Source organism: Massilia phyllostachyos (genome assembly GCF_021044825.1).
Taxonomy (GTDB): domain Bacteria; phylum Pseudomonadota; class Gammaproteobacteria; order Burkholderiales; family Burkholderiaceae_D; genus Telluria; species Telluria phyllostachyos.
The window spans coordinates 1,418,909-1,435,390 of record NZ_JAJNOC010000001.1 but is presented as its reverse complement, the minus strand read 5'-3'; the positions used below and the strand labels follow the sequence as shown (position 1 = coordinate 1,435,390).

13 protein-coding genes are annotated in these 16,482 nt (G+C 67.7%); 8 read left to right on the top strand and 5 right to left on the bottom strand.

Translation table 11 applies throughout. The features are described 5' to 3' along the window. Window positions 1-7: 7 nt before the first annotated feature. Window positions 8-634 (bottom strand): PEP-CTERM sorting domain-containing protein, encoded by a 627-nt coding sequence (locus tag LQ564_RS06230; protein ID WP_231057201.1) that lies wholly within the window; start codon window positions 632-634, stop codon window positions 8-10. A 306-nt stretch (window positions 635-940) separates the two neighbouring features. Between LQ564_RS06230 and LQ564_RS06225 the strand changes: the two genes are divergently transcribed. The 8 genes from LQ564_RS06225 to LQ564_RS06190 all read left to right on the top strand — a co-directional run bounded on the left by LQ564_RS06225 (window position 941) and on the right by LQ564_RS06190 (window position 7,372). Next, window positions 941-1,432: a peroxiredoxin gene (locus LQ564_RS06225; protein ID WP_269143404.1), complete on the top strand. Its 492-nt coding sequence runs from the start codon at window positions 941-943 to the stop codon at window positions 1,430-1,432. A gap of 234 nt (window positions 1,433-1,666) precedes the next feature. Further along, a complete protein-coding gene (locus LQ564_RS06220) occupies window positions 1,667-3,472 on the top strand; it encodes a PhoH family protein (RefSeq protein WP_231057200.1) in 1,806 nt (601 codons plus the stop codon). A 75-nt stretch (window positions 3,473-3,547) separates the two neighbouring features. Further along, on the top strand, window positions 3,548-4,330 hold the full coding sequence (locus LQ564_RS06215) for a hypothetical protein (protein ID WP_231057199.1): 783 nt from the start codon (window positions 3,548-3,550) through the stop codon (window positions 4,328-4,330). A 31-nt stretch (window positions 4,331-4,361) separates the two neighbouring features. Then, window positions 4,362-4,718, top strand: a complete 357-nt coding sequence (locus tag LQ564_RS06210; RefSeq protein WP_231057198.1) for a YciI family protein — start codon at window positions 4,362-4,364, stop codon at window positions 4,716-4,718. Between the two features lie 107 nt (window positions 4,719-4,825). Continuing rightward, window positions 4,826-5,221, top strand: coding sequence for a YciI family protein (locus tag LQ564_RS06205; protein WP_231057197.1), 396 nt, complete (start codon window positions 4,826-4,828; stop codon window positions 5,219-5,221). Window positions 5,222-5,232: 11 nt separating this feature from the next. Further along, the gene (locus LQ564_RS06200; protein WP_231057196.1) at window positions 5,233-5,649 is read left to right on the top strand and encodes a VOC family protein; all 417 of its coding nucleotides are present in this window, start codon (window positions 5,233-5,235) and stop codon (window positions 5,647-5,649) included. A gap of 20 nt (window positions 5,650-5,669) precedes the next feature. Beyond that, entirely contained in the window at window positions 5,670-6,098 is a 429-nt protein-coding gene (locus LQ564_RS06195; protein ID WP_231057195.1) for a VOC family protein, read from the top strand. Between the two features lie 2 nt (window positions 6,099-6,100). Continuing rightward, the gene (locus tag LQ564_RS06190) at window positions 6,101-7,372 is read left to right on the top strand and encodes an RNA polymerase sigma factor (RefSeq protein ID WP_231057194.1); all 1,272 of its coding nucleotides are present in this window, start codon (window positions 6,101-6,103) and stop codon (window positions 7,370-7,372) included. 4 nt (window positions 7,373-7,376) lie between these two features. Here LQ564_RS06190 and LQ564_RS06185 read toward each other — a convergent pair whose 3' ends face one another. The 4 genes from LQ564_RS06185 to LQ564_RS06170 all read right to left on the bottom strand — a co-directional run bounded on the left by LQ564_RS06185 (window position 7,377) and on the right by LQ564_RS06170 (window position 16,480). Beyond that, window positions 7,377-8,153: a FecR family protein gene (locus LQ564_RS06185; protein WP_231057193.1), complete on the bottom strand. Its 777-nt coding sequence runs from the start codon at window positions 8,151-8,153 to the stop codon at window positions 7,377-7,379. Further along, window positions 8,119-12,447, bottom strand: a complete 4,329-nt coding sequence (locus LQ564_RS06180; RefSeq protein ID WP_231057192.1) for a two-partner secretion domain-containing protein — start codon at window positions 12,445-12,447, stop codon at window positions 8,119-8,121. Before LQ564_RS06180 ends, LQ564_RS06185 begins: the two co-directional genes overlap by 35 nt. Before the next feature lie 9 nt (window positions 12,448-12,456). Further along, window positions 12,457-14,061, bottom strand: a complete 1,605-nt coding sequence (locus tag LQ564_RS06175) for a ShlB/FhaC/HecB family hemolysin secretion/activation protein (protein ID WP_231057191.1) — start codon at window positions 14,059-14,061, stop codon at window positions 12,457-12,459. Between the two features lie 154 nt (window positions 14,062-14,215). Further along, entirely contained in the window at window positions 14,216-16,480 is a 2,265-nt protein-coding gene (locus LQ564_RS06170) for a CHASE2 domain-containing protein (protein ID WP_231057190.1), read from the bottom strand. Window positions 16,481-16,482: the final 2 nt, after the last annotated feature.

Genomic DNA, 16,482 nt, shown 5'->3' with positions numbered 1-16,482 from the left:
GACATCTTCAAGCCTTGCGGCGGGCTGCGGCAAAGCCCAGCAGGCCCAGGCCCAGCAGCGCCAGCGAAGCCGGTTCCGGCACATCGCCGCTTGCCGACGGATCCGTCACGATGAAGGAACCGAACAGCGGGCCGGTGTAGCTGTAGTTGTTCTCGTCCATGCTGCCGCCGACGGCCATGAAGCCCCATGCCTCGCCCAGGCTCAGGTTCACGGTGTAGGTGATCGAGACGGCGTCGCCGCCGGGTACGCCCGCCAGCAAAACCTTGTTGCCGATGTCGCCCTGCCAGATGTACATGGCGTTTGCCAGGCCCGGCCATTCGGCGTTCGAGACCAGATCGATGTTCAGCTTCAGTTCGCCGGCCTTGGCCGCCGTCGTGCCGAATACATAGGTCTGGGTCGGCGTACCCCAGGCTCCGCCGCCCGACAGGTAGTCGTAGGACAGCGTATTGCGCGCGATGGTTACGTCGCTGGCCCACTCGTAGCGGTTCCAGCCCTCTGCCCAGCTGCCGGTCCACTGCTGGCCAAGCGGACCCTTGCCCTCGACTTTATCGTAGATATTCACGTATTCGGCGAATGCCGGAACGGCGGCCAGGGCGAGGCCGGCGGCGACGATGAGGTTACGGATGGTACGCATGGGAGTCCTTTAATAATGGATTGCAATTTACAATCTCTAAAAGCAACTTTCATGCCAGTTTGAAATTGTTATTTAAAACAGTACTTTAGTTCGGTGCCCCGTTCGAACTGTAAAAAATGTCGACACCGGGGACGACCAATCTCGCAATGCAAGAAATAATTTCAACTTGATATCTTGAAATTTTGAAACATTACCTCACCTTTCCTGCCAACAATCCGTCCATACAGAACTAGCGAGGGAGCACAGCGCCGATTATCATTCCGGTATTCGTCCCTGCCCCGCCAGGAACCCGGCAGCAATGCCGCCATGACCCGCCAGGAGAACCCCGTGGCCGAAAGCCTCACCGCCGCACCCGTCGACAATTTTTCCGCGCCCATGACCGGCGAGCAGACCTTCGAACTGGCCGGCCGGCCGGCGAAGTACACCGTGCTGTATTTCTACCCCAAGGACAACACGCCCGGCTGCACCACCGAGAGCATCGCCTTCCGCGAAGCCTATCCGGAGATCCAGGCCCTGGGCGCCGAGATCTACGGCATCAGCCGCGACTCCCTGCGCTCGCACGAGAACTTCAAGGGCAAGCTCGGCCTGCCCTTCGAATTGATCTCTGATCCGGAAGAAAAAGTCTGCAATCAGTTCGCTGTCATGAAGATGAAAAACATGTATGGCAAACAAGTGCGCGGGATTGAGCGCAGTACGTTTATCATTGACGCTCAAGGCCGATTGGTGAAAGAATGGCGTGGCGTGAAAGTCAACGACCACGTGGCCGAAGTGCTGGAATTTCTGAGGAGCCAGCCCTGAATATGGATGGCTCCAGTAATCAACTTGACACTAAGCTGAGCTGCCGCCTATTTTGAGTCACACGTTTCAATCAAACCTGCACCAACCATTCCTGGCTCCAGCCGGACCGGCATCCTCCGGCTTGCAGCCCGCATTCCACCAAGCCTTCCTAGTTGCATCGTTCCCGCGCCGCGGCGTCGCCCTGCCGCGTCCGTGCGCGTCCCCACCAAGTCATTTTTCGATATAGAGAACAAGATGCCACTGCCAAAAATGCCTACCAAGCCAGCGACCATGCTGCTGGCAAAAGATTATCCGAAGGCTGAACCGGGCAAGTCGCCCGTGCGCCCGGTGTCCGCCAAGACCGACGCCGACCTCGAAGACCTGATCAGCGGCCAGGCCGTGCCGACGCCGAAGGCGACGAAAGCACGCAAGACCAAGGCCGCCGCCAACGAACCCGCAGTTGCTCCAGTCACCGCCGTCCCCGCAGCGGCGCCGCGCGCCGAAGCGCCCGCCGCCAATGCCCCCGCCCGCAAGGCCAAGGAAGCGCCGGTCGCCCGCCTCAAGGAAACCGACGCGGACCAGCCGCATCCGGCCAAGCACAAGCCGGTCGAAGTCACCGTCAAGTCGTCCACCAGCCGCAAGGCAGACAAGGCCGGCGCCGGCAAGGTGTTCGTGCTCGACACCAATGTGCTGATGCACGACCCGACCTCGCTGTTCCGCTTCGAGGAACACGACGTCTACCTGCCGATGATGACGCTGGAAGAGCTCGACAACCACAAGAAGGGCATGTCGGAAGTCGCGCGCAATGCGCGCCAGGTCTCGCGCACCCTGGACGCCCTGATCGCCAACATCGACGACGATGCGATCGAGGCCGGCATCCCGCTGGCCAAGCTCGGCAACAAGGACGCCAAGGGCCGCCTGTTCTTCCAGACCAGACTGGACGCCGCCCCGCTGCCGGAAGGCCTCCCATCGGGCAAGGCCGACAACCAGATCCTGGGCGTGGTGCGTGCGCTGGAAAGCCAGATGGGCGGCCGCGCGATCGTGCTGGTGTCGAAAGACATCAATATGCGCATCAAGGCGCGCGCCCTGGGCTTGCCGGCCGAGGATTACTTCAACGACCATGTGCTGGAAGACACCGACCTGCTGTACTCGGGCATCGTCCAGCTGCCGGACGATTTCTGGAACAAGCATGGCAAGGACATGGAGTCCTGGCAGGAAAACAAGAACGGCAACTCGGCCACCTTCTACCGCGTGACCGGTCCCGTGATTCCGACCCTGCTGGTGAACCAGTTCGTGTTCATCGAACCGCAGAACGGCGAAGCGCCCTTCTATGGCCAGGTGAAACAGATCAATGGTAAGACCGCCGTGTTCCAGACCCTGCGCGACTATAGCCACAACAAGAACAATGTCTGGGGCATCACGGCGCGCAACCGCGAGCAGAACTTCGCCCTCAACCTCTTGATGAATCCGGAGTGCGACTTCGTCACGCTGCTGGGCCAGGCCGGTACGGGTAAAACCCTGCTGGCGCTGGCCGCGGGCCTGGCCCAGGTGCTGGAAACCAAGCAGTACAACGAGATCATCGTCACCCGCGTCACCGTGCCGGTGGGCGAGGACATCGGCTTCCTGCCGGGCACCGAGGAAGAGAAGATGTCGCCGTGGATGGGCGCTTTCGACGACAACCTGGAAGTGCTGATGAAGTCGGACAGCGACGGCGGCGACTGGGGCCGCGCGGCGACGCAGGACCTGATCCGCTCGCGCATCAAGATCAAGTCGCTGAACTTCATGCGCGGCCGTACTTTCGTGAACAAGTTCCTCATCATCGACGAGGCGCAGAACCTGACGCCGAAGCAGATGAAGACCCTGGTCACGCGCGCCGGTCCCGGCACCAAGATCCTGTGCCTGGGTAACATCGCGCAGATCGACACGCCGTATTTGACCGAAGGCTCGAGCGGCCTGACCTATGTGGTCGACCGCTTCAAGGGCTGGGGCCACAGCGGCCACGTCACCCTGGCGCGCGGCGAACGCTCGCGCCTGGCGGACCACGCCAGCGACGTGCTCTGATTGTTTTAGCCTGCTACTCGAAACGCCCGCTTGCGAAAGCGGGCGTTTTTTATTTCAACTCCCTATTCATCCCGCATGCTTTTTCTCCTGAAGCTTCTGCTCGTTCCGGCCCTCATTGCCCTCGTCACCCTGGCCGGACGCCGCTGGGGTCCGCTGGTCGCCGGGTGGTTGTCGGCCTTTCCCATCGTCGCCGGCCCGATCCTCTTGGTTCTCGCGCTGGAACAGGGCGCCGCCTTTGCCGCCGTCGCCGCCGCCGATACCCTGATGGCGGTGCTGGCCATCCTGGTCTTCAGCGTCGCCTATGCGCGCAATGCGCGGCGCGGCATGCCGCGCGCAATGCTGGCCGCCCTGCTGGCCTATGGATTAACTGTGGTGGTGCTGCAGGCGGTGTCGCTGCCGCTGGGGGCCGGCTTTGTCGCCGTGCTGGCCGGCCTGTCGGTGGCGCCCTTGCTGTTCGGTCCTGCGCCGCAAGAGGAGCCTGTCACGGGCAAGCCGGCGAACGACCTGCCCTGGCGCATGCTGGCCGGCGCGGTCCTGGCCATGAGCGTGACCTATGCCGCGGCCTCGCTCGGCCCGCGCCTGTCCGGGCTGTTCGCCATGTTCCCCGTCATGAGCACGGTGCTGGTCGGCTTCTCGCACCGCGCCAGCGGTGCGGGCTTCGCGGTCGCACTGCTGCGCGGGATGATCAAGGGCTATGTCGCATTCGCCGTGTTCTGCGTGACATTGTCACTCCTACTGCGGCAGCAATCGATCGGCATGGCCTTCCTGCTGGCGACCGGCGCCGCCCTCGTCGTGCAGTTGGCCATGAAATGGTGGATGGGTGCGGCGCAGCGTGCCAGCCGCGCCAACGCAGCTTAGAATAGCCGGGTCCAACCACGAGGAGAACCCCATGCCGCACATGCTGTTGATCCACGAACCGGTCGGCCAGCGCAGCGACCGCAGCGAAGCCGAAGGCCGCGTACTCTACGGGCGCATGCTGGACTGGGGCGACGATTTGCGCCGCCAGGGCCTGCTGCTGGCGGCCGAATCGCTGGCGGGGCTGGAGAAGTCGGCGCGCGTATCCACGCCCGGGGGGAAGGCGCGCATCGTCGACGGTCCCTTCGCCGAAGCCAAGGAGATGGTCGGCGGCTTCTTCCTGGTCGACGTCGACACCCACGAGGAAGCGGTGGCGCTGGCGCAGCAGTGTCCGGCGGCCGAATGGGCGACGGTCGAGGTCCGCGGATTGGGGCCCTGCTTCATGCGCTAGGCCCGGCAAAAAAATTTTAGCGCGCGATGTCGAATCGCCAGTCCTTCCCTCGTCGTGGGGATGGAAGCGTCCGAAAAACACTTCGATCCCAAGACAAGGAGACCACCATGCGTTTCATGATCATCGTGAAGGCCTCGGCAGACTCGGAGGCCGGCATCCTGCCGAGCCAGGAGCTGTTCGACGCCATGCACGACTATAACCAGGAGCTGGCCCGGGCCGGGGTCCTGCTCGAAGCCAACGGGCTGCGGCCGTCGCACGACGGCTGGCGCGTCCAGTTCCACGAAGGGCGGCGTTCCTTCACCGACGGGCCGTTCGCCGAGACCAAGGAGCTGATCGCCGGCTACACCCTGATCCAGGTGCGTTCGCGCGAAGAGGCGATGGAGTGGTCGCGCCGCTTCCCGGCCCCGCACGGCGAATCCGCCGACGCCGAAATCGAAGTGCGCCCCTTCTACGAACCCGAAGACCTGCGCACGCTGTGCACCGCCAACCAAGCCACCGCCTGAAAGGAAGCCTCATGAAAAAGCAGCTCGCCATTACCCTCCCGGTCCGGGACCTCGCCCGCAGCCAGGCCTTCTTCACCGCCCTCGGCTTCAGCTTCAATCCGCAGTTCAGCAGCGAGCAGGGCTCCGGCATGAACATCTCCGACGACATCTTCGTCATGCTGTGCGAGGAATCCTTCTTCGGCACCCTGACGAAGAAGCCGATGGCCGACCCACGCTCGAGCACCATCGCCCTGCTCTGCCTGTTCTGCGACAGCCGCGAAGAAGTCGATGCGCTGGCCGCCAAGGCCCTGTCGCTCGGCGCCACCCTGCCGGAAGACCCGGAAGACCACGGCTTCATGTACCAGCACGGCTTCGAAGACCTCGATGGCCATATGTGGGCGCTGACCCATATCGCCGAGATGCCGGCACAGCAACCGGCCGCGGCCTGATCAACCAGAAGGAGACACCCATGAACAAGCAGATCTTCGTCAACCTCCCGGTCAAGGACCTGGCGCGCAGCAAGGCCTTCTTCGAAGCCCTCGGCTTCGTCAACAACCCGCAGTTCAGCGACGACAAGGCGGCCTGCATGGTGGTCAGCGACACCATCTACGTCATGCTGCTGACCGAAGCCTACTTCCAGACCTTCACCGCCAAGCCGGTGGCCGACGCCTCGAAGAGCACCGAGGTGCTGCTATGCCTGTCCTGCGACAGCCGCGCCGCCGTCGACGACATGGCGGCTGCGGCGAAAGCGGCCGGCGGCGCCTGGCCGAGCGCGCCGAAGGACCATGGCTTCATGTACCAGCATGGCTTCGAAGACCTCGACGGCCATATCTGGGAACTGGTGTACATGGAAGCCATGCCGGAGCAGCAGCCGGCAACAGCGGATGCCGCCATCTGACGATGAGCGCGGAGGTCGAACGCAGCATCGCCGCCGTCTGGCGCATCGAGTCCGCTAAGATCGTGGCGGTGGTCGCGCGCATGGTGCGCGACGTCGGCCTGGCCGAGGAACTGGCCCAGGACGCCCTGGTGTCGGCCCTCGAGCACTGGCCGACCTCCGGCATCCCGGACAACCCCGGCGCCTGGCTGACCACGACGGCGAAGCACGCCGCGCTCGACCGGCTGCGGCGCGACCGCCTGCTGCAACAGAAGCTGGAGCAGATCGGTCTCGATCTCGAAGCACAGGAGGCGCTGGTGGCGCCCGATTTCGTCGACAGTCTCGATGCCAGGCGCAACGACGTGTTCCAGGACGACCTGCTGCGCCTGATGTTCACGGCCTGCCACCCGGTGCTGTCGCTCGATGCGCGCCTGGCGCTGACCCTGAAGCTGCTGGGCGGCCTGTCGACCCAGGAGATCGCGCGCGCCTTCCTGGTGCCGGAGTCCACCATGGCCCAGCGCATCGTGCGCGCCAAGCGTACCTTGGGCGAGGCCAACGTGCCCTTCGAATTGCCGCCGCCCGCCGAACTGGGGATGCGCCTGGGCGCCGTGCTGGAAGCGGTCTACCTGATCTTCAACGAAGGCTATACCGCCACCGCGGGCGAGGACTGGATGCGTCCCGCGCTGGTGGACGAAGCCCTGCGCCTGGGCCGCATGCTGGCCGAACTGGCGTCCGGCGAGCCGGAGGCGCTCGGCCTGGTGGCGCTGATGGAGCTGCAGGCCTCGCGGATGGGCGCGCGCCTGGACGCCGACGGACGCCCGGTGCTGCTGCTGGACCAGGACCGTTCGCGCTGGGACGGCGTGCTGCTGCGGCGCGGCCTGGCCGCGCTGGAGCGCGCGCAGCACCTGGGCCGGGGGCGCGGCCCCTACCTGCTGCAGGCCGCGATCGCCGCCTGCCACGCGCGGGCGCACAGCGCGCCGGAGACCGACTGGCCCGCCATCGCGGCGCTGTATGGCGAGCTGGCCCGGGTCCAGCCGTCGCCGGTGGTGGAACTGAACCGCGCGGTCGCGGTGGGCATGGCCGACGGCCCGGCTGCCGGCCTGGCGCTGGCCGACGCGATCTCGTCCAGCGGCAAGCTCGATGGCTACCACTGGCTCCCCAGCGTGCGCGCCGACCTGCTCGCGAAGCTGGGACGGCGTGACGAAGCGCGCCGCGAATTCGAGCGCGCCGCCGGCATGACGGCCAACGGCCGCGAACGCGCGCTGCTGCTGGAACGGGCGCGCGCCCAGCTTTCCTGAATCCTTAACGGACCTCGCAGTCGACCTGCGCCGACTTCGGCGGCACGCCGCCCGGCGCGCCTTCCGTCCCGGCGCCCGGGCCGTTGCCGAAGGCCGGCGGCGGCGTGAACTGGATGCCCGGATTGGTCGGCACGATCACCGGCGGCTGCGTCGGACCCGGCACATAGCCGAACTGGCCCGCGGCGAAGCCGAGCGAGCCGCCAGGATTGCTCACGACGATGGCGCCGTCGCTCACCGACAGGTGCAGGCCAGGCGGCAGCGCCGACGGCCCCGGCGTGGCTTGCGGCGCCGTCGCATCGACCCATTGCACGATAAAGGTGGTCCCGCGAATGCCGATGGTGGCGTTCGGCGTCTTCAGCGAGAACTTCTCCTTGTTGCGCTTGCCCATCAGGCCGGTGATCGAGCGCAGCCCGCCCTTCACCAGGTTGAAGCTGGCCTGGTCGCCCTCCGGCCGGCCTTCGTCGTAGGCGAAGTTCTCGACCTTGAAGGTGGTGCCGGGACGCAGCGTGATCTCGCTGTTGTCGATGAATTTGATCTGGGCGTAGGTGTTCTTCTCCGAGACCAGGGTGTCGCCGCTCTCGATCTCGGATTTGACGGCCAGCACCTTGACGCTGCCGTCCGCCTTCTTCGCCATCAGGGGCCCGCTCAGGCGCTCGACCCGGCCCGCCACCTGGGCGGCCCAGGCGGCATTGCCGAACACGAGCAGCGCGGCGAACAGCAGCGCACTCCAGGCGCCTGCGATCCCCTTAGTTGCAGTACATTTTTGCTGCTGGTTTTTCATTGTTTGCTCCAGTATTCGGGCCTTGCGCCGGGCCGGGCTGCTTGTCGGCAGGCTTGCGGCCGTCGCCACCGCCTTCGCCCGGACCGCCCGGCGCGCGCTCGGGCGTGTTCGGGGTGCGGGTATTGATCAGGTGTACCGCGGCCTGCTGGGCGCTGGCGACCGGCGTCTTGCCCTGTCCGCCGGCGGACGGTGTCGGCTGGAACACCACGCAGCTCGCATCGCCCGGATGGGTGGCGCAGAAGTCGGGCTTGGGCAGCACCGCCACGCAGCCGGGCACGGACGCATTCGCCGCGCACTGCTCGATGCGCGGCAGCTGCACCGAGCAGCCCTGCAGGCTCGGGCTGCCGATGCACTGCTCCAGCGTCGGCAGGACCACCTGGCAGCCGGCCGCGGACTTGTCGATCACGCACTGCGACAGGGTCGGCAGGATGCCGCTGCAGGAAGCGTCGCCGGGATTGAGCAGGCAGGCGTTGAAGGTCAGTTGCAGCACCTGGGCGCAGCCCTCGACGCTGGAACTGGCCTTGCAGACCGGCAGGCTTGGCAGCACCGCGGCGCAGCCGACGCCGGCCGGGTTGGCGAGGCAGGCGTCGAACGTGGCGCGCGCCAGCACCGGGGCGCAACCGAGCACCCCGGCGTCGATGCGGCACTGCGCCAGCGGCGGCAGGATCTCGCCGCAGGTGGCGCCCTTCGGATTGGCGATACAGGCTTCCAGGGCCTGGCGCGCCGCCAGCACCGGCGCGCAGCCCAGGGTGCCGCCGTTGACCGCGCAGGTCTCGTACGGCGGCAGGATCGCGCCGCAGCCGGCGCCTTTCGGATTCACGATACAGGCTTCCAGGGCCTGGCGCGCCGCCAGCACCGGCGCGCAGCCGAGGATGCCGCCGTTGGCCGCGCAGGTTTCATAAGGCGGCAGGATCGCGCCGCAGCCGGCGCCCTTCGGATCGGCGATGCAGGCGTCCAGCGCCTGGCGCGCTGCCAGCACCGGCGCGCAGCCGAGGATGGAGCCGTTCACCTTGCAGCTGTCGTAGCTGGGCAGGATCTCGCCGCAGCCGGCGCCTTTCGGATTGGCGATGCAGGCGTCGAGCGCCTCGCGCGCCGCGATCACCGGGGCGCAGCCGAGCCGGCCGGCGTCGCTCTTGCAGCTGTCGTAGCTCGGCAGGACCGCGCCGCAGCCCGGGCCTTTCGGGTTGGCGATACAGGCCAGCAGCGCCGCGCGCTCCAGCACCACGCCGCAGCCGAGCAGCGCCGGGCTGGCCTGGCAGACGCCCGCCGTCGGCAGCACCTGGCCGCACTGCGGGCCGTCCATGTTGGCAATGCACTCGCGGGTCTTGGTTTCCAGGACCGCGCCGCAGCCGCTGGTGTTCGGGTTGCCGATGCAGGCATCCAGCGGCGGCGGTGGAGGTGGAGGTGGAGGTGGAGGCGGCGGCGGCGGCGGCGTGCTGGTGCTGGTCACGCTCAGCTTGTCCGGGTTCGCGACCTGCACGCTGCCCGCGGCGATCGACGTGGTGCCGCCGGTGAGGCTGATGTTGCCCGAGCCGGAGGCCACGCGCGCGCTGCCCGAGATGGTCAGGGCGCCGCCGTTATCGGCCAGCATGCTGATGTTGCCGCTGTCGGTGGTCACGTTGCCGTTGACGGTCAAGGGGCTGTGGGTGACCAGGCTGATGTTGCCGCTCGAGGTCCTGACGCCCTGGCCTTCGCCTTCGCTCCGGGCGACGGTGAGGCCGCCGGTGGTTTCGATCGCGATCGCGCCGCCGTTGCCGGCGCCGGCCTGCACCACGTCGTACAGGATCAGGGCGCGGTCGTTGACGATGTTGATCGGCGCATTGCCGGTCTGCGCATTCCAGGCCGCCAGGGTGGTGGCGCTGGTGCGCACGGCGTTCGTACTGGTGCCGATGCCGCCGCGCGCGGCCAGGTCCACGTGGTAGCCCTTGACCAGGCCATTGCCGCGGATCGCGTCGGCGTCGATGAAGACGCTGCCGCCATCGATGCCGGCGCCCAGGTTCAGGATACCGCCGGTGATGCTGACGTCCGCCGCCGCGGCGCGCACGCCGCTCACGCTGCCGACCGTGCCGAGCGTGACGCTGTCGCGCCAGTTGAAGCGGAAGGCGCCGTTGGTGGCTTCGCCGGCCAGGATGCCGGCGCGGTTCACGCCCGGCAGCTCGACCTCGGCGGCGCGCGCCAGCAGGATGGCGGCGGAGATCGAGGCGGCGCTGTCCTGCTTGATGCGCCACTGCGCGTTCAGGGCCGTCGCGCCGCTGCTCGCGAGCGCGCTGCCGGCCTCCAGCTCGATGCCGCCGGCGCCGGCGTCGATGGCGATGTCCTGCGACGTCAGGCCGCCGAACACGCGCACCCAGCCGCCCTCCAGGGTGATCTTGCGGCCGGCCGTGATGGCGCCACCCTCCGTCACGCGGATGATGCCGCCGCCCAGCAGGGGATGCAGCCTGGCGCTGAACTGGCTGGCAGCGCCGCTCAGCACCACCGGCGCGCGCACCGTGATGGCGCCGCCGGTGTCGATCGACAGGTGGCCGGCCAGGTGCAGGGCTTCGTCGATGAAGATCTCGGCAGTGTGCGCGCTGCTGCCGATATTGATGCTGTAGGCTTCGATGGCCGCCAGGCGCGCCGGGTCGAGCATCAGCGCGATGCCGATGTCGTCGCTGCCGACCACGATCGGGGTGCCGGCATTGAAGGTGGTGAAGGAGACCGCCGGGTCGACCCCGTCCGCGCCGCGGATCCGGCCGGCCAGGGTCATGCGGTCGGCCTTCAGGTCGATGTATTCGCTCGTGCGCAGTTCGCCGTCGGCGCCCAGGTTCAGGCGATTCCCGGCGCGCAGGTCGATGTCGCCGACCGCGCGGATGCGGGCGTCGACGTTCAGGTTGTTGCCCGCTTCGGCGCGCACGCTGCGCGGCGCGTCGAGGTCGTCGGCGAAGGTCAGGTCGTTGCGCGCCTGCAGGACGATGTCGGCATCGGCGCTCGCCAGGATGCCGGGGTCCACGATGGCCTCGGTAGCGCCGGGCAGCTTGTCGAACATGTCGGCGTCGCCGGGCAGGGTTTCGCCGCCGGTGCGCACGACGATGTTCCAGGGGTCGAGCAGCCAGCTGCCGTTCTTGCCACCCTGCGCGCCGCCGCCCGCGTTCACGCGGACGCCGGTGGTGGAGAGCTCGTGGCCGGACGTTTCGATCAGGCCGCCGTTGCCGCGCCCCGCCCCGCGCGCCGAGATGCTGCCGTAGGCGCCGGTGGCGCCGTCGGACCACAGCACCACCTTGCCGCCCTCGCCCGACGCCAGGGCGTCGGCGCGGATGCGCGCGTCCTTGCCGAACCAGGTCTGCTGCGCATTCGGCAGCGCCGCGTTCTTGCCTTGATAGTCGCCGCCGGCCAGCACCGTGCCGCCTCCCAGCTCGCCGCTGGCGTCGACCAGGGCATCGCCCTGCAAACCAACGCGGCTGCCGAGCAACTGGATCTCGCCGCCACGGCCGGCGCCGCGCGCACTGGTCACGCTGCCCGCTTCCAGCACCGTGTCGCCGCTCGCCTTCAGGACGATCTTGCCGTTCGCGCCGACCACCGCGCTGTCGGCGTTGACCACGCCGCGCTGGTTGACCAGCGCGGCGTAGATGCCGATGCTCCCGCCGCTGGAGACCACCTGGCCGAGGTTGATGGCGCGGTCCTGCGGAGCCGCGACCACCACGTCGAGGTCCGGGTTATTGGCATCGACCAGCTTCACGCTGCGTCCCGCCGCCAGCACCACCTGGCCGTCCGGGGCCTGGATGATGCCGTTGTTCTCGACGCTGGTCGCGACCAGGAAGACCTTGCCGCCGCTTGGCGTCGCGATGGCGCCGTCGTTGCGGATGGTCCCGGCATTGGCGCCGGCCGCGAAGCTGTGCTTCCCGGCCAGGAAGTCGCTGTCGCTGATATTCAGGGTCGAGGCCACCAGGCCGTTCACGTCCACGCGCGCGCCCTGGCCGAACACGATGCCGTTCGGGTTGATCAGGAAAACCTTGCCGTTCGACTGCAGCGCGCCGAGGATGCGGCTGGGGTCCTGGCCGACGATGCGATTCAGCACCGCGCTGTCGCCGCTTTGCTGGATGAAGCGCGTGATCTCGCCCGCGTTCACGTTGAAGCTCTGCCAGTTGATGATGGCGCCGGGCGTGTTCGTGATCGAGAACACATTGCCCTGCTGGGCGAAGGTCGCCTGGCCGGCCACGACCTGTGGCGAGGTCGGCGCGGCTATTGCCTGGCCACTGCCGAAGCACGCGGCGACGCACAAGGCGGCCCGGGCCAGCTTGACTAATCCGTTCTTCATGAATCTCTCCTAGTAGGCCAGGCCGACGCGCACGTGCAGCCTGCCATTGCCGGCGCCGCCGAGCGCGCCTTCCTTCACCACCGCGCCGTAGTCGACCTGCACGCTGGCCGAACGGCCGGCGGCGATGCGCAGGCCCAGGCCGGCGCCGGCGATCGAGGTGCTGCGCAGTTCGCCCGGCAGCGCGTCGTTGCGCTTGCCCCAGGCGGCGTCCACGAAGCCGAGCAGGCGGCACTGCCAGCCGGCGCGGCCGCACAGGTTCGGGGTGTACAGTTCCAGGTTCATGCCCGCGCCGGTATCGAGCGACAGGGCGCGTTCGTCGAAGCCGCGCACCGAGCCGCCGCCGCCCAGGCCGATCTGTTCGCCCGAGACCAGGGCGTCGCCGCTCCACTGGCCGTTGAACAGCACGCGCGACTGCCAGTCGCCGGCGCCGTAGGCGCGGGTCCAGGCGCCGGCCAGGCGCAGCGCCGTGTAGCCGGCTTTCGCGCCCGCGCGGGCGGCGGCGAGATCTTCCCTGGCGCCGCGCGAGCCGCCGGGGATGTTGCGCAGCACGGTCGCGCTGAAGCTGGCCTCGCCCTCGTCCAGTCCGACCCGGCCGACGTAGCCGATGCTCAGCGGACGCACGGTGACGTCGTTGCCGAAGTCCTGCTCGAACAGGCGCACGCTGTTCTTGTAGGCCTTGATGTCGAGGCCGTAGACGATGCGGCCTTCCAGCTCGCGCGTCCCGAAGGCGCGCCTGGCCAGCACCTGGCTGTAGCGCGCGCCGTAGACCGCGCCGCGGCCGCTGACCGCGAGGTCGAACAGGCCGGCCGTCACCACGCCCGAATCGACGTCCGAATAGCTGGCATACAGGTCGAGCGCGCCGCCTTGCGCGTAGAAGGGCACGTGGTAGCCGACGCCCCAGACGCCGACCTGCGAGGGCTCCTCGACGGTGGTCGTGTACTGCAGGCTCGCGACATGGTCGCGGCCCCACAGGTTGGCATGCTGGAGCACGGCGCCGGCGTGGGTCTTGCCGGTATCAACCGTGCCGGTGTTGTCGAAGTTGGCCATCACGGTCCAGGGGCGTTCGTCGGCCACCTCGATGCGGGCGTCGACCGTGTCTTCCAGCTTGCCGCCTTCGAGACTCAATTTGATGCGCTTGGCCGGGTTCTCGTTGGCCAGCTTCAGGTTGGCGGAGACCTGCAGCAGGTTCGGCGTCTCGCCTTCGCGCAGGGCCGGCACGCTGCGGCGGATGTTGGCGGTGTCGAACACGGTATTGCCGCTGACGGTCACCGTGCCGACGCGGGCCTGCGCCACGTTCAGGCGCACCACGCCGCCATTCAGTTCCTGTTCCGGCAGCTGGACCGTGACCACCTTGTAGCCGCGCGCGTGGTACAGGCCTTCCAGGGCCTCCAGGGCGCGCTGGACGTCGCCGAAGTCGCGGTTCGCACCGGTGAACGGCGCCACCGCGCGCTCCACTTCGTCGCGGGACAGCAGCGTGTTGCCGCTCACCTCGAAGCGCGTGATCGCGAAGCGGACCACGTCGTCCGCCGGCGCCGCGGTCTCCTGCGCCCAGGCCGCACCGACGGCCACGGCGAGCACGGAGCCTGCGAACAGGCGTGCAAAGCGTTGTTTCATTGGTTTTGCTTTATGAAGAGGGATTTCCGGGGCAGTGTAACGAGCTTTGTGTTGCAAGGGAGAAAAATAAAGACAAGTCCGCCAAGTTCCCCCTTGTGAAGGGGGGAAGGCGTGGCATTTGTGTTGCATGGGTGTGACAACCCACGCCGCATCGCTATTTGCTGTCGAAGGTGGTCACGCCGTCCCAGCCCGGGCCCGGCGGATGGGCGCGATAGTAGCCGATGCGTTCCAGGTAGAGGGCATACAGGCCGCATTCCGGATGGCGCGCGGCCAGGGCGCCGATCGCCGCCTGGGCCGTATCCCAATCCTGGGCGCGGACCTGCGACAGCGCGGCCTCCCATTGGGCCAGCTCGTCCAGCACACCGGGAGCCAGGTCGGCCGGTTTGCCGAGCGGCTCGAAGATCGCCACCGGTTCGTTCTTGCCTTTCACGCGCACCAGGTCGAGTTCGCGCCAGGCGAATTCCGGCGCCGCCAGGCGGGTCGCCGCGCCCACGGCGATGCCGACACCGTACACCTTGGTGATGCCTTCCAGGCGCGAACCCAGGTTCACCGCGTCGCCCATGACGGTATAGGCGCGCCGGATCTTCGAGCCCATGTCGCCCACGTGCATGGGGCCGGTGTTCAGGCCGATGCCGATCTTCAGCTCGGGCCAGCCGCGCGCCAGGAAGTCGCGGTTCAGGCGCGCCGCGCTGTCCTGCATCAGGAGCGCGGTGGCCACCGCCCGGCTGGCGTGGTCGGGGAAAGCGACCGGTGCGCCCCAGAAGGCCATCACGGCGTCGCCGATGTACTTGTCGAGGGTGCCCTGGTGGCTGGAGCGGATGTCCTCGGACATCGCGGTGAGGTACAGGTTGATGTACTCGCGCAGCGCCTTCGGGCTCAGGCCCTCGGAGATGGTGGTGAAGCCGCGCACGTCGACGAACATGACGGTCAGCTCGCGGCTCTCGCCGTCCATATTGTAGGCGGCCGGATCCTCGGCCATGCGCTCGACCAGTTCGGGCGCCACGTACTCGCCGAAGCGCGAGACCAGCGCCCTGCCCTTGCGCACCTCGAAGAACCAGCCCCAGGCGAGGTTCAGCACGAACAGGGTGGCGACCAGCAGCAGGCAGATGAAGACGTTCAGGATCGCGTCGTAGCGGCTGTACATCACGTAATTGAAGGCGCCGCAGGCGAGGAAGGCGCCGGCCGCCAGCAGCACCGCCCAGGCGGGGCTGAGCACCGCCAGCAATAAGGTCAGCACGACGCCGAGCGCCGCCACCACGATCGTTTCGACCGGCTGCGCCCAGTAGGGGCGAACCTTGAAACGCCCGTCCAGCATCGACTTGATCATGTTCGCGTGGATCTCGACGCCGGGGTACTGGGCGTTGACCGGCGTCGCGCGCAGGTCCTGCAGGCCGGGCGCGGTGGTGCCGACCAGGACGATGGCACCTTCGAGCACGTCCTTGGCCACTTTGCCTGCCAGGACATCGGATGCCGACACGTAGCGGAAAGCGCCGCCGTCCGGGCCGCCGGGGCCACGGAACCGGATGGTGGCGATCATCCCCTCGCCAACGGGGAAGGACACCGGCTTGCGGTCGACCCACATCTGCATCGTGTCGAATGCCGATGCGTCGCGATCGGCCTGCGACAGGGTATCCACGGTGCCGACCAGCTTCGGCTTGATCGCGGTGGCGCCCAGGGCGGTTGCCAGCGTCGCCGCCGACAGCGACGGGTAGTAGCCATCGCCGATCCTGAACAGTACGGGCGACGACCGCACCAGGCCATCGGCATCGGTCGTGGCGGTAAACACCCCGGCGCCGGCGGCGGCTTCCTGCAGGCGTGCGATGTTCGCTTCATACCCGTTGACGGTGTAGGCATCGCCGGCGCGCCCGTTCAGGAAGTCGGTCGTGAACGCGGGCTCCGGCAGGACGCCCTTGCGCTGGCCTTCGGACAGGTTAAAACCGAGCACCACCGGCTGCCCGCGCAGCGCTTCGGCGAACATGCCGTCGTAGTCCAGCGCCGGCTTCAGGCGCCCGAGTTCGTCCTTCAGCGCGGGGATGCTTTTCAGCTCGCGCTCCGCCAGCTGCGCCAGCACATCGTAGCCCGAGCTGGTGTCGGGTTCCGGAAAGGAGACGTCGAAGCCCACCGCGCTGACCTCGTAGTGGCGCGTCAGCTGCTCCACCAGCCTGGCCATCACGTTGCGGCTCCAGGGGAAGCGTCCGACCTCGTTCAGGCTCTTGCTGTCGATGTCGACGATGACGATGCCCGGCTCGGGCACGAACGGCTCGAGCCGCATGCGCAGGTCGGAAATGATGGTGTCCTGGCGCGCGATGGCATGGCTGGTCCAGACGTCCAGCGTGTACAGCACCGCGGCGAGGGTGAACAGCAGCCCGAGCGACCAGCGCGCCCAATAACGTGACAGCAGCTGGCGGATCCGCTTCATCG